The organism is Paraburkholderia acidisoli (assembly GCF_009789675.1).
GTDB classification, from domain to species: Bacteria; Pseudomonadota; Gammaproteobacteria; order Burkholderiales; family Burkholderiaceae; genus Paraburkholderia; species Paraburkholderia acidisoli.
The window spans coordinates 2,767,790-2,781,279 of the sequence record NZ_CP046913.1 but is presented as its reverse complement, the minus strand read 5'-3'; the positions used below and the strand labels follow the sequence as shown (position 1 = coordinate 2,781,279).

Here is a 13,490-nt window from a genome sequence, read left to right as displayed (position 1 = left end):
CACCTATGAGGCACCTATGAGGCACGTATTTGAGGCGCTGATTCCGGAAGCGCTTATTCGGACACGCGCTCGATCGCCAGCGCAATGCCTTGCCCCACGCCGATGCACATGGTGCACAGCGCGTAGCGGCCCTGCGTGCGCTCCAGTTGATGGAGCGCCGTGGTGACGAGCCGCGCGCCGGATGCGCCCAGCGGATGTCCGAGCGCGATCGCGCCGCCGTTCGGGTTCACGCGCGCGTCGTCGTCGGCAATGCCGAGCTGGCGCAGTACCGCGAGACCCTGCGACGCGAACGCTTCGTTCAGCTCGATCACGTCGAACTGGTCGATCGTCATACCGAGTTGCTTGAGCAGCTTTTGCGTGGCGGGCGCCGGGCCGATACCCATGATGCGCGGCGCCACGCCGGCCGTGGCCATGCCCAGGACGCGTGCGCGACGGCGCAGGCCATATTGCCGGGCGGCGGCTTCATTGGCGAGCAGCAGCGCGCAGGCGCCGTCGTTGACGCCGGAGGCATTGCCGGCAGTGACCGTGCCGTCCGGCTTGACGACGCCCTTGAGCTTGCCGAGCGCTTCGAGCGAGGTTTCGCGCGGGTGTTCGTCGAGCGTCACGCGCACCGGATCGCCTTTCTTCTGCGCGATTTCGACCGCGACGATTTCCTGCGCGAGCGTGCCGTCCTGCTGCGCGCGGGCTGCCTTTTGCTGGCTGCGCAGCGCGAACGCGTCCTGATCGGCGCGATTGATGTTGAATTCGACCGCGACGTTTTCCGCCGTTTCCGGCATCGAATCGACGCCGTATTCCTGCTTCATCAGTTTATTGACGAAACGCCAGCCGATAGTCGTGTCGTAAATGGCCGCTTCGCGCGAAAACGCCGCGTTCGCCTTGCCCATGACGAAGGGCGCGCGCGTCATGCTTTCCACGCCGCCCGCGATCATGAGACTGGCTTCACCGGCCTTGATCGCGCGCGCCGCGCTGCCGACGGCGTCGAGGCCGGAGCCGCACAGGCGGTTGAGCGTGGCGCCGGGGGCATCGGTCGGCAAACCGGCAAGCAGCGCGGCCATGCGCGCGACGTTGCGGTTGTCTTCGCCGGCCTGATTCGCGCAACCGTAAATGATGTCGTCAAGTGCGCGCCAGTCCACGCCGGGGTTACGCTCGATGAGCGCGCGAATGGGCACGGCGGCGAGGTCGTCGGCGCGAACGTCCTTGAGGGCGCCGCCGTAGCGGCCGAACGGCGTGCGAATCGCGTCGCAGATATAGGCTTCGGTCATCTCGGATTCCTGGGGCGCGAGCGCGGTTTGCGCTCACACCTTCATGCTAAGGGGACGGGGAGTGGGGCGCCATTCGGCCAAACGGCATAGGCCGTTCAGCCGACTGCAACGCTCGCCGCTTTCGGTTCAACATGAACGCGGCTTTGAACCACGCGGAACCGGTTGGCCACGAACGCGGCGTCGGCCAGCGCGGCGTTGGCCGCGGGATTGGCGCCGGTGCCGTGGAAGTCCGAGAACGCCGCCGACTGGTTCACGAACACGCCGCCCGTGAGGTTGATCGAGAGCGCCACGCCGCCCGTGATGGCCGCTTCGTACGCGGCGTCGATCACGGCTTGGTCGGTGCTGTAGACCGAAAGCGTGAGCGCGCCGTGATCGCGCGCGGTTTCGCCCGCGAGCTTGAGCGACTGCTCGGTGGAGTCCGTGGCGATCACGAAGGAGATCGGGCCGAACCATTCGCGCGTGAACTGCGCGGCGTCGCGAGCGGCGTCGAGCGAGAGCACGAGCGGCGTGCGCACGCGCGCACCGGTGAATTGCGGGTGCTCGATCGTCTGGCTGTCGGCGAGCACGGTGCCGAGCTGGCGGGCTTCGTCGATGCGCGCCGTCACGCCGTCGTTCTGGATCGCGCCGAGCACTTCCACGGCGCGGGCCGGATCGGCAACGAACTTCTGCACGGCGCCGGCCAGCGCCTGGGCAACGGCTTCGAAGCTCATCGGCCCTTCGGCGGTGCGAATGCCGTCGCGCGGCACGTAAATGTTTTGCGGCGCCGTGCACATCTGGCCCGAGTAGAGCGACAGCGAGAACGCGATGTTGCGCGCGACCGCTTTCAGATCGTCGACGGAATCGATCACGATCTGGTTCACGCCGGCTTTCTCGGTGTAGACCTGCGCCTGGTGGGCGTTGCGTTCGAGCCAGTCGCCGTTCTGCGTGCTGCCCGTGAAGTCGATCAGCTTGATTTCGGGGCGCAGCGCGAGTTGCTGGACGAGCGCGCCGTCGTTGGGATCCGTCGCGAGCAGCGTCACCACGTTCGGATCGAAACCAGCTTCGCGCAGCACCTCACGCGCGATGCGCACGGTGATCGCGAGCGGCAGGATCGCGCCGGGGTGCGGCTTGACGATCACCGTATTGCCCGTCGCCAGATCGGCGAACAGGCCCGGGTAACCATTCCAGGTCGGGAAGGTGCAGCAGCCGAGCACGAGACCCGTGCCGCGCGGCACGATCGTGAAGCGCTTTTGCATCGCGAGCGGCGGGTTTTTGCCCTGCGGCTTTTCCCAGTGCGCGTCGGCGGGAATGCGGCGCAGCTGGTCGTAGGCATAAGCCACGGCTTCGAGCGCGCGATCCTGCGCGTGCGGGCCGCCCGCCTGGAACGCCATCATGAACGCCTGGCCGGTGGTATGCATCACGCTGAATGCGATCTCGAAGCTCGCGCGATTGAGGCGCTCGAGGATTTCGAGACTCACGCCGGCCCACGCCTGCGGGCCAGCCGCGCGCCAGTCGCGCTGGGCTTGCCGAGCGGCGTCGATCAGCTGGTCGGGTGTCGATTTCGGATAGCGCGCACCGAGCGCGAAACCGAACGGCGAGGTTTCGTTACCGACGGTTTCGCCGGTCGCGGGCTGGTCGAGTTCGAAGGGGCGATCGAGGTGCGCCTTGAACGCGGCTTCGCCGTCCGCGCTGGCGGATTCCCCGTACACTTTGGGGCTGGGCATTTCGGCGAACGGGCTCCAGTAGCCGCGGGTCTCGATGGCAGCGAGCGCCTTGTGCAGCGCGCCCTCGTGTTTGGCGAACAACGGATGTGTCATGGCTCGACGTGGGGAAGAGAGGTTGGACTGGGCCCGTATCAATTAATTGACCGACCGGTTGGTTGGCAAATGTTAGCATTAGTCAAACTTCGGCGTGAAAAATTTTTTGCGAGACTTTTCTTAGAGGGAAGGAGGACGTATGGGGTACGAGAACATCCTGGTCGAAACGCGCGGCAAAGTCGGCTTGATCACGCTCAATCGCCCAAAGGCGCTCAACGCACTCAATGACGCGTTGATGGACGAACTGGGCGCGGCGCTCAAGGCGTTCGACGCGGACGAGGGCGTGGGTGCGATCGTCATTACCGGGAGCGAGAAGGCGTTCGCGGCGGGCGCCGACATCGGCATGATGGCGAGCTACAGCTTCATGGACGTCTATAAGGGCGACTACATCACGCGCAACTGGGAAGCGATTCGCTCGATCCGCAAGCCGGTCATCGCGGCGGTCGCGGGTTTCGCGCTGGGTGGCGGCTGCGAGCTGGCCATGATGTGCGACATCATCTATGCCGCCGATACAGCGAAGTTCGGCCAGCCGGAGATCAAGCTCGGCGTGATTCCGGGTGCGGGCGGCACGCAGCGTCTGCCGCGCGCGGTCTCCAAAGCGAAGGCGATGGATCTCTGTCTGACGGCCCGGATGATGGGCGCGGAGGAAGCGGAGCGCGCCGGTCTGGTATCGCGGGTGATTCCCGCCGCTGAATTGCTCGACGAGACGATCGCGGCGGCCACGACTATCTGCGAGTTCTCGTTGCCGGCGGTGATGATGGCCAAGGAGGCCGTGAATCGCGCGTATGAAACGACGCTCGCCGAAGGCGTGCACTTCGAGCGCCGGATGTTCCACTCGCTGTTCGCGACAGAAGATCAGAAGGAAGGGATGGCGGCGTTCGTCGAGAAGCGCAAGCCGGCGTTCAAGAACAAGTAAGTACTGGCGAGATGATCGGGCCGCGGGCGTTGCCTTATGTTCCAGGTAAAGGCGGCCGGATTTATTTCACGCCACCCCCTTGCGGGTTGGCTCACGGGGCGCTAAGATTCGCCCCCTTCGCAGTTCAGACGTAGCGGGAACCGCGAAGCCGCCACGAAACGGGCGGTGGTCGGATCAGCAGATTTTTGCGCTCGAGGTACCGGTTTTAAACGGTGAGCGAAAAAAAGATGTTGACGAGACGAAAAAGATTCTTCATAATCTCGTTTCTCTGCTGCTGACGCAGCAACGCAGAAAACGCCAGACAGTAGCGCAGCAGTTTGCGACTGGCCAGCGGTTTCGGCGAATCGATCTTTAAAAATTTACAGCCGATAAGTGTGGGCGCTTGATGCGGTGGCGGCCTGAAACGTTCTCCGGAGCGCTTCAGGATAAGCAAAAGTATCAAGAGTCTCACACTAAAGTAAGTCAGGTTTTTGAATTTATTCAGATTCCTGTCAGCTTTGAGTGAGCGACCGGTTCGAAAGAACCGAAAAACAGTAACAGGTTTGAACTGAAGAGTTTGATCCTGGCTCAGATTGAACGCTGGCGGCATGCCTTACACATGCAAGTCGAACGGCAGCACGGGTGCTTGCACCTGGTGGCGAGTGGCGAACGGGTGAGTAATACATCGGAACGTGTCCTGTAGTGGGGGATAGCCCGGCGAAAGCCGGATTAATACCGCATACGATCTACGGATGAAAGCGGGGGACCTTCGGGCCTCGCGCTATAGGGGCGGCCGATGGCGGATTAGCTAGTTGGTGGGGTAAAGGCCCACCAAGGCGACGATCCGTAGCTGGTCTGAGAGGACGACCAGCCACACTGGGACTGAGACACGGCCCAGACTCCTACGGGAGGCAGCAGTGGGGAATTTTGGACAATGGGGGAAACCCTGATCCAGCAATGCCGCGTGTGTGAAGAAGGCCTTCGGGTTGTAAAGCACTTTTGTCCGGAAAGAAAACCATCTGGCTAATATCCGGGTGGGATGACGGTACCGGAAGAATAAGCACCGGCTAACTACGTGCCAGCAGCCGCGGTAATACGTAGGGTGCAAGCGTTAATCGGAATTACTGGGCGTAAAGCGTGCGCAGGCGGTGATGTAAGACCGATGTGAAATCCCCGGGCTTAACACGGGAACTGCATTGGTGACTGCATCGCTGGAGTATGGCAGAGGGGTAGAATTCCACGTGTAGCAGTGAAATGCGTAGAGATGTGGAGGAATACCGATGGCGAAGGCAGCCCCCTGGGCCAATACTGACGCTCATGCACGAAAGCGTGGGGAGCAAACAGGATTAGATACCACGGTAGTCCACGCCCTAAACGATGTCAACTGGTTGTTGGGGATTCATTTCCTTAGTAACGTAGCTAACGCGTGAAGTTGACCGCACGGGGAGTACGGTCGCAAGATTAAAACTCAAAGGAATTGACGGGGACCCGCACAAGCGGTGGATGATGTGGATTAATTCGATGCAACGCGAAAACCTTACCTACCCTTGACATGTACGGAATCCTGCTGAGAGGTGGGAGTGCCCGAAAGGGAGCCGTAACACAGGTGCTGCATGGCTGTCGTCAGCTCGTGTCGTGAGATGTTGGGTTAAGTCCCGCAACGAGCGCAACCCTTGTCCCTAGTTGCTACGCAAGAGCACTCGGGGAGACTGCCGGTGACAAACCGGAGGAAGGTGGGGATGACGTCAAGTCCTCATGGCCCTTATGGGTAGGGCTTCACACGTCATACAATGGTCGGAACAGAGGGTTGCCAAGCCGCGAGGTGGAGCCAATCCCAGAAAACCGATCGTAGTCCGGATCGCAGTCTGCAACTCGACTGCGTGAAGCTGGAATCGCTAGTAATCGCGGATCAGCATGCCGCGGTGAATACGTTCCCGGGTCTTGTACACACCGCCCGTCACACCATGGGAGTGGGTTTTGCCAGAAGTGGCTAGTCTAACCGCAAGGAGGACGGTCACCACGGCAGGATTCATGACTGGGGTGAAGTCGTAACAAGGTAGCCGTATCGGAAGGTGCGGCTGGATCACCTCCTTTCCAGAGCTTTCTGCTCACCGCGTTTTAAGCGCTCACACTTGTCGGCTGTAAAGAAGACAGACTCAGGGGTCTGTAGCTCAGTCGGTTAGAGCACCGTCTTGATAAGGCGGGGGTCGATGGTTCGAATCCATCCAGACCCACCATGTCGATTGACCGTTGGTGCTTCAGCACCTACGGGCATCCCATCCCCGCAGGGGACAGGGCGTGTGCATGCCACTGGGTCTGAATGGTACGAGCGGGGGATTAGCTCAGCTGGGAGAGCACCTGCTTTGCAAGCAGGGGGGTCGTCGGTTCGATCCCGTCATCCTCCACCAATCCTCAATGCCTAGTGTCCGGTTTGAACACAAGCCGGGTATTAAGCATTGGCGATTGAGCCAGTCAGAGCGATGTGAGTAAAACCATATCGGCTGTCGTTCTTTAACAATCAGGAAGAAGTAGTAAAGAGATTCATCTGAAAGTGTCTAGAGATGGGCACGAGTAGGTGAATCAGGGTTGTGATTGTATCAATGTATTTTTAAGTGATCGAAAGATCGCCTTGAAATACGGCGCAACACGAATACTCAACCTGTAACGCGTGACTCTCGCTGTGAGCAATCACACAGAGACACACCCGTTATAGGGTCAAGCGAACAAGTGCATGTGGTGGATGCCTTGGCGATCACAGGCGATGAAGGACGCGGTAGCCTGCGAAAAGCGGTGGGGAGCTGGCAAACAAGCTTTGATCCACCGATATCCGAATGGGGAAACCCACTCCGTATGGAGTATCCATGACTGAATACATAGGTCATGTGAAGCGAACGCGGCGAACTGAAACATCTAAGTAGCCGCAGGAAAAGAAATCAACCGAGATTCCCAAAGTAGTGGCGAGCGAAATGGGACCAGCCTGCATTCTTTATCTGTACCGTCAGCCAAACGCTCTGGAAAGTGCGGCCATAGTGGGTGATAGCCCCGTAGGCGAAGACGGAATGGAAGAACTAGGTATGCGACAAGTAGGGCGGGACACGTGAAATCCTGTCTGAAGATGGGGGGACCATCCTCCAAGGCTAAATACTCGTGATCGACCGATAGTGAACCAGTACCGTGAGGGAAAGGCGAAAAGAACCCCGGGAGGTGAAATAGATCCTGAAACCGCATGCATACAAACAGTCGGAGCCTCGCAAGGGGTGACGGCGTACCTTTGTATAATGGGTCAGCGACTTACATTCAGTGGCAAGCTTAACCGAATAGGGCAGGCGTAGCGAAAGCGAGTCCGAACAGGGCGTCCAGTCGCTGGGTGTAGACCCGAAACCAGGTGATCTATCCATGGCCAGGTTGAAGGCACGGTAACACGTGCTGGAGGACCGAACCCACTAACGTTGAAAAGTTAGGGGATGAGCTGTGGATAGGGGTGAAAGGCTAAACAAACCTGGAAATAGCTGGTTCTCTCCGAAAACTATTTAGGTAGTGCCTCGTGTATCACCTTCGGGGGTAGAGCACTGTCATGGTTGAAGGGTCCATTGCGGATTACTTCGCCATAGCAAACTCCGAATACCGAAGAGTGCAATCACGGGAGACAGACATCGGGTGCTAACGTCCGGTGTCAAGAGGAAACAACCCAGACCGCCAGCTAAGGTCCCCAAATATGGCTAAGTGGGAAACGAAGTGGGAAGGCTAAAACAGTCAGGAGGTTGGCTTAGAAGCAGCCACCCTTTAAAGAAAGCGTAATAGCTCACTGATCGAGTCGTCCTGCGCGGAAGATGTAACGGGGCTAAGCCATATACCGAAGCTGCGGATGCACATTTATGTGCATGGTAGGAGAGCGTTCTGTAAGCCTGCGAAGGTGCATTGGAAAGTGCGCTGGAGGTATCAGAAGTGCGAATGCTGACATGAGTAGCGATAAAGGGGGTGAAAGGCCCCCTCGCCGTAAGCCCAAGGTTTCCTACGCAACGTTCATCGGCGTAGGGTGAGTCGGCCTAAGGCGAGGCAGAAATGCGTAGCTGATGGGAAACAGGTCAATATTCCTGTACCAGTGTGAAATGCGATGGGGGGACGGATCGCGGAAGGTTGTCCGGGTGTTGGAAGTCCCGGTCGCTGCATCGAAGAAGGCACTTTGGCAAATCCGGGTGCGCAATTCAAGGGTGTGGCGCGAGCGGCCTCGAGCTGCGAAGCAATCGGAAGGGGTTCCAGGAAAAGCCTCTAAGCTTCAGTTTCACATTGACCGTACCGCAAACCGACACAGGTGGGCGAGATGAGTATTCTAAGGCGCTTGAGAGAACTCGGGAGAAGGAACTCGGCAAATTGGTACCGTAACTTCGGGATAAGGTACGCCCTGTAGCTTGATGCGCCTGCGCGCAGAGGGTGAAGGGGTTGCAATAAACTGGTGGCTGCGACTGTTTAATAAAAACACAGCACTCTGCAAACACGAAAGTGGACGTATAGGGTGTGACGCCTGCCCGGTGCCGGAAGATTAAATGATGGGGTGCAAGCTCTTGATTGAAGTCCCGGTAAACGGCGGCCGTAACTATAACGGTCCTAAGGTAGCGAAATTCCTTGTCGGGTAAGTTCCGACCTGCACGAATGGCGTAACGATGGCCACACTGTCTCCTCCCGAGACTCAGCGAAGTTGAAGTGTTTGTGATGATGCAATCTCCCCGCGGCTAGACGGAAAGACCCCATGAACCTTTACTGTAGCTTTGCATTGGACTTTGAACCGGTTTGTGTAGGATAGGTGGGAGGCTGTGAAGTGTGGACGCTAGTCTGCATGGAGCCGTCCTTGAAATACCACCCTGATCTGTTTGAGGTTCTAACCTTGGCCCGTGATCCGGGTCGGGGACAGTGCATGGTAGGCAGTTTGACTGGGGCGGTCTCCTCCCAAAGGGTAACGGAGGAGTACGAAGGTACGCTAGGTACGGTCGGAAATCGTGCTGATAGTGCAATGGCATAAGCGTGCTTGACTGTGAGACCCACAAGTCGAACAGGTGCGAAAGCAGGTCATAGTGATCCGGTGGTTCTGTATGGAAGGGCCATCGCTCAACGGATAAAAGGTACTCTGGGGATAACAGGCTGATACCGCCCAAGAGTTCATATCGACGGCGGTGTTTGGCACCTCGATGTCGGCTCATCTCATCCTGGGGCTGTAGCCGGTCCCAAGGGTATGGCTGTTCGCCATTTAAAGAGGTACGTGAGCTGGGTTTAAAACGTCGTGAGACAGTTTGGTCCCTATCTGCCGTGGGCGCTGGAAGTTTGAGGGGGCCTGCTCCTAGTACGAGAGGACCGGAGTGGACGAACCTCTGGTGTACCGGTTGTCACGCCAGTGGCATCGCCGGGTAGCTATGTTCGGAAGAGATAACCGCTGAAAGCATCTAAGCGGGAAACTCGCCTCAAGATGAGACTTCCCCGGGGACTAGATCCCCTTGAAGGGTCGTTCGAGACCAGGACGTTGATAGGTCAGGTGTGGAAGCGCAGTAATGCGTTAAGTTAACTGATACTAATTGCCCGTAAGGCTTGATCCTATAACAGGTGTGTGCCGGCAGCCGCCAGTGCGTTAGCACGGAAGGGTGCCCCATCCTGCACAAGGTGCAGGATCTTGGAGAACACATACGGTTGAGATCGTTGTTGTGCCTGAAACAACACAACCCCAATTAAGCAGCACCTCTTTACGCTTCTTCCCGATTGGCTGTGGCGCACCGTAAATGCGACGCAGCAACCCGTCATGCCTGATGACCATAGCGAGTTGGTCCCACCCCTTCCCATCCCGAACAGGACCGTGAAACAACTCCACGCCGATGATAGTGCGGATTGCCCGTGTGAAAGTAGGTAATCGTCAGGCTCCTCATGCTGTAAAGTTCGAAACCCCGGTAACTCCGAAAGAGTGCCGGGGTTTCGGCGTTTACGCGTGCTGAAACAGCCGCACGCCAGACGAAAAAGCCGCCCGGTGAGGCGGCTTTTTTGCATTCAACATCAACTCACTACGCTCAAGTCTGCGCAAGAAACTTCGTCGCCAGATGCACCCAGAACGACGATCCCACCGGCAGCAGCTGATCGTTGAAGTCATAGCTCGCGTTATGGAGCATGCAAGGGCCGGCACCGTGCCCGGCTTCGCGGTGGCTGCCCTCGCCGTTGCCCAGAAACGCGTAGCAGCCGGGCTTGTCCAGCAGCATGAACGAAAAGTCCTCGGCGCCCATTGTCGGTTCGACATTCGCATCGACATGATCCGCGCCCACGACCTCACGCATCACCTCGGCGGCAAATTGTGTCTCCGCGCTGCTGTTCACTGTTGGCGGATAGTTGCGGTGGAACGTGATGTCGACGGAACAGTCGTACGCGTCGGCCGTGCTCTCGGCGATCTTGCGCAGGCGCGCTTCGATCAGATCCAGCGTTTCGGTGGTGAAGGTGCGCACCGTACCCGCGATCCATGCCGTGTTCGGCACCACGTTCACCGCATCGCCGGCGTGAATCTGCGTGATCGACAGTACCGCCGTATCGAGCGGCTTCTTGTTGCGCGTGATGATGCTCTGCAGCCCGTTCGCGATCTGCACGGCCGTGAATACCGGATCGCGGCCGTTGTGCGGCAGCGCGGCGTGCGACCCCACGCCCTTGATTTCGATACGGAATTCGTTGCTCGACGCCATGATCGGCCCTTCGGTCACGCCGAAGTAGCCGGCCGGCATGCCGGGCCAGTTGTGAATGCCGAACACGGCATCTACCGGAAACTGCTTGAAAAGGCCGTCTTCGATCATCGCTTTCGCGCCTGCGCCGCCTTCTTCGGCCGGCTGGAAAATGAAGACGATCGTGCCGTCGAACTCACCGTGTTTCGCGAGATATTGCGCGGCGCCCAGCAGCATGGCGGTATGGCCGTCGTGGCCGCACGCATGCATCTTGCCCTCGTGCTTCGAGCGATGATCGAACGTGTTGAGTTCCTGAATGGGCAAGGCGTCCATATCGGCGCGCAAGCCGATCATCCGTTTGCCGTTGCCGCGCTTGAGTACGCCGACCACGCCCGTTTTGCCCATGCCGCGATGCACTTCGAGACCCCATTCCTCGAGCTTCTTTGCCACGAGGTCGGCGGTCTGGGTTTCTTCGTAGCGCAGCTCGGGATGCGCGTGGATCGTTCGTCGGAGGCCCTGAATTTCGCCGTGGGCGGCCTGGATTTCCGGGATCAGTTTCATGGCTGACGGTGCTCGAAAAGGTGGGCGCCCGGCCTTTGGCTCACGATGCCTCGATTCGGCCGGGTCTAGGCGATCCATTCTACGCTGAACCATTTTTTTCTCGCCAACCTCCGGGTTGCGCAAGTGGGGCACCCCACGGACAGACTAAAATCTCCAATTCGATTCAACGCTTTGCTCACCGGTCAACGATGAACGCACCAGCCGAATTTGCCCGCGCGGTTTGTCCGCACGATTGCCCCGATACCTGCGCGCTGCGCGTGACGGTCGAGAACGGCCGGGCGATCAAGGTGAGCGGCGATCCCGACCACGCGCCCACGCAAGGCGTGCTGTGCACGAAGGTCACGCGCTACGCGGAACGCGTGCACCATCCGAAGCGCCTGACGCAGCCGATGAAGCGCGTCGGCCGCAAGGGCGAAGGACGTTTCGAGCCGATCAGCTGGGACGAAGCCAGCCGCATCGCCGCCGAACGCCTTGGTGAGATTGCCCGGCGCGCGCCCGAAGCGATCCTGCCGTATAGCTACGCCGGCACGATGGGCCTCGTGCAAGGCGACAGCATCGCGCAACGCTTCTTTCACAAGCTCGGCGCGTCGCGGCTCGATCGCGCGATCTGCGCGGCGGCCGGTGCGGCCGGTCTGCGCTATACGTTCGGTTCGAGCCTCGGCATGCTCACCGAGCATTTTGCGGAAAGCGAACTGATCCTGATCTGGGGCGCGAATCCCATTGCGTCGAATCTGCATTTTTGGACCCGCGCGCAAGAGGCCAAGCGTAACGGCGCGAAGCTGATCGCCATCGACCCGTATCGCTCGCTCACGGCCGAGAAGTGTCATCAGCACATCGCGCTCAAGCCCGGCACGGACGGCGCGCTCGCGCTGGGCATGATGCACGTGCTGATCACCGAAGACCGGCTCGATCACGCTTATATCGCCGCGCACACACACGGCTACGAAGCGTTGAAAGCGCGCGCGCTCACCTACACGCCTGCGCGCGTAGCGCAGATTTGCGGCATCGGCGAGCAGGAGATCGTCGATCTCGCGCGCCTCTACGCGTCCACGCAGAAGGCGTCGATTCGCATGAATTACGGCTTGCAGCGCGTGCGCGGCGGCGGCAATGCCGTGCGCGCGATCGCGTGCCTGCCCGCGCTCACGGGCGCGTGGCGCGAGCGTTCGGGCGGCGTGCTGCTGTCGTCGTCGGGATGGGCGCCTGTCGATACGAACGCGTTGCAGCGCCCCGATCTCATTCCGGGCTGGCCGAAGCATCAACCGCGCATCGTCAACATGAACCAGATCGGCGACGCGCTCACGCACCCGGGCGACGCCGCGTTCGGCCCGAAGATCGAGGCGATCGTCGTCTACAACTCGAATCCCGTTGCGGTCGCGCCCGAATCGGCGAAGGTCGCCGCGGGTTTCGCGCGCGAAGACCTGTTCACGATCGTGCTCGAGCAGTTCCAGACCGATACCGCCGATTACGCCGATTTGTTGCTGCCCGCCACGACGCAGCTCGAACATCTCGACGTGCACAAGTCATATGGCCACACGCACGTGATGGCGAATCTGCCCGCCATCGCGCCGGTGGGCGAGGCGCGCCCGAACACGGAGATTTTCCGCACGATCGCGCGCGCCATGAATCTGACCGAACCCGCGTTGTTCGAGAGCGACGAAGCCGTGGCGGCGAGCGCGTTCGACTGGAACGATCCCGCGTTCGCCGGCGCGGACTGGGACGCGCTCAAACGCGAAGGCTGGCTCGAACTCCAGATCGCCGATGCGCCGTTCGCGAACGGCGGCTTTCGCACGCCCACCGGCAAGTGCGAGTTTTACAGCGAGGCGCTCGCGAAGGCCGGGCTTGATCCGCTGCCCGATTACCTGCCGCCGTACGAGTCGGCGGACGGCGCGCCCGAACTGGCCGCGCGCTATCCGCTCGCGATGATCTCGCCGCCCGCGCGTAACTTCCTCAACAGCACCTTCGTGAACGTCGAGAGCCTGCGCGCGACCGAAGGCGAGCCGCACGTCGACCTGCATCCCGCCGATGCCGCGCACCGCGCGATCGCCGACGGCGACGAAGTGCGCATCTTCAACGATCGCGGCACGATGCGCGCCCGCGCGCGCGTGACCGAACGGGCGCGCCCGGGGCTCGTGGTGGGGCTTTCGATCTGGTGGAAGAAGCTCGCGCCCGACGGCCGCAACGCCAACGAAGTCACGAGCCAGGCGCTCACGGACCTCGGCGGTTCGGCGACGTTTTACGACTGTCTTGTCGAAGTCGCGCGCGCCTGAATCTCCGCTCACCTTTCATCGCCCCTGCA

General features: G+C 60.2%; 5 protein-coding genes, 2 tRNA genes and 3 rRNA genes. 7 read left to right on the top strand and 3 right to left on the bottom strand.

The features are described from left to right. Window positions 1-53: 53 nt before the first annotated feature. Together pcaF and paaN are read right to left on the bottom strand one after the other, a co-directional pair. A complete protein-coding gene (gene pcaF / locus FAZ98_RS12230; RefSeq protein ID WP_158951457.1) occupies window positions 54-1,262 on the bottom strand; it encodes a 3-oxoadipyl-CoA thiolase in 1,209 nt (402 codons plus the stop codon). 95 nt (window positions 1,263-1,357) lie between these two features. Beyond that, window positions 1,358-3,058 carry a phenylacetic acid degradation protein PaaN gene (gene paaN, locus FAZ98_RS12225; protein WP_158951456.1) on the bottom strand — a complete coding sequence of 567 codons (1,701 nt, stop codon included), beginning with the start codon at window positions 3,056-3,058 and terminating at the stop codon, window positions 1,358-1,360. A gap of 139 nt (window positions 3,059-3,197) precedes the next feature. Between paaN and FAZ98_RS12220 the strand changes: the two genes are divergently transcribed. The 6 genes from FAZ98_RS12220 to rrf all read left to right on the top strand — a co-directional run bounded on the left by FAZ98_RS12220 (window position 3,198) and on the right by rrf (window position 9,855). Beyond that, on the top strand, window positions 3,198-3,974 hold the full coding sequence (locus FAZ98_RS12220) for an enoyl-CoA hydratase (protein ID WP_158951455.1): 777 nt from the start codon (window positions 3,198-3,200) through the stop codon (window positions 3,972-3,974). 544 nt (window positions 3,975-4,518) lie between these two features. Beyond that, window positions 4,519-6,047: ribosomal RNA gene (locus tag FAZ98_RS12215) — 16S ribosomal RNA — on the top strand. Between the two features lie 66 nt (window positions 6,048-6,113). Beyond that, window positions 6,114-6,190, top strand: a tRNA-Ile gene (locus FAZ98_RS12210). A 94-nt stretch (window positions 6,191-6,284) separates the two neighbouring features. Then, window positions 6,285-6,361, top strand: a tRNA-Ala gene (locus tag FAZ98_RS12205). A 305-nt stretch (window positions 6,362-6,666) separates the two neighbouring features. Continuing rightward, window positions 6,667-9,538 (top strand): 23S ribosomal RNA (locus FAZ98_RS12200). 203 nt (window positions 9,539-9,741) lie between these two features. Next, a 5S ribosomal RNA gene (gene rrf / locus FAZ98_RS12195) occupies window positions 9,742-9,855 on the top strand. Together the 16S, 23S and 5S rRNA genes with 2 tRNA genes alongside form the textbook arrangement of a ribosomal RNA operon. Before the next feature lie 145 nt (window positions 9,856-10,000). On the opposite strand, the gene FAZ98_RS12190 is transcribed toward rrf, so the two are convergent. Then, on the bottom strand, window positions 10,001-11,194 hold the full coding sequence (locus tag FAZ98_RS12190) for a M20 aminoacylase family protein (protein WP_158951454.1): 1,194 nt from the start codon (window positions 11,192-11,194) through the stop codon (window positions 10,001-10,003). Between the two features lie 188 nt (window positions 11,195-11,382). On the opposite strand from FAZ98_RS12190, the gene FAZ98_RS12185 reads away from it, so the two are divergent. Then, entirely contained in the window at window positions 11,383-13,461 is a 2,079-nt protein-coding gene (locus FAZ98_RS12185) for a molybdopterin-containing oxidoreductase family protein (RefSeq protein ID WP_158951453.1), read from the top strand. The last annotated feature ends 29 nt before the right edge of the window (window positions 13,462-13,490 follow it).